The following is a 329-nucleotide window of genomic DNA, read 5'->3' on the forward strand; positions in this document are numbered from 1 at the left end:
GTCTCCAGGGGCTATGGCGGGTCGGCCACGGGGCCGCTGCGTGTGGACGAACGGCGCCACGACGCGGCCCTGACCGGGGACGAGCCCCTGCTGATGGCGGCGTTCGGCCCGGTCTGGGTCGCGGGCGACCGCGTGGCGGGGGCGCGGGCCGCGGCGGCCGACGGCGCGCAGGCGATCATCCTGGACGACGGCTTCCAGGACCCGGCCTTGGCGCATGACCTGGGCATCGTCGTGGTGGACGCGGCCAAGGGGTTCGGCAACGGGCTGTGCATCCCCGCAGGTCCGCTGCGCGAGCCGGTGGCCGTGGGGCTGGCGCGGGCCGACCTGCT

The 329-nt window shown here is 76.9% G+C and carries 1 protein-coding gene; it reads left to right on the top strand.

What is annotated here, in order from left to right; translation table 11 throughout:
- Positions 1-329: tetraacyldisaccharide 4'-kinase (locus tag TW83_RS18785; RefSeq protein ID WP_045984312.1), on the top strand; the 329-nt coding region annotated here is incomplete at both ends.

Origin of the sequence: Paracoccus sp. S4493, assembly GCF_000967735.1 — a bacterium.
GTDB lineage: Bacteria > Pseudomonadota > Alphaproteobacteria > Rhodobacterales > Rhodobacteraceae > Paracoccus > Paracoccus marcusii.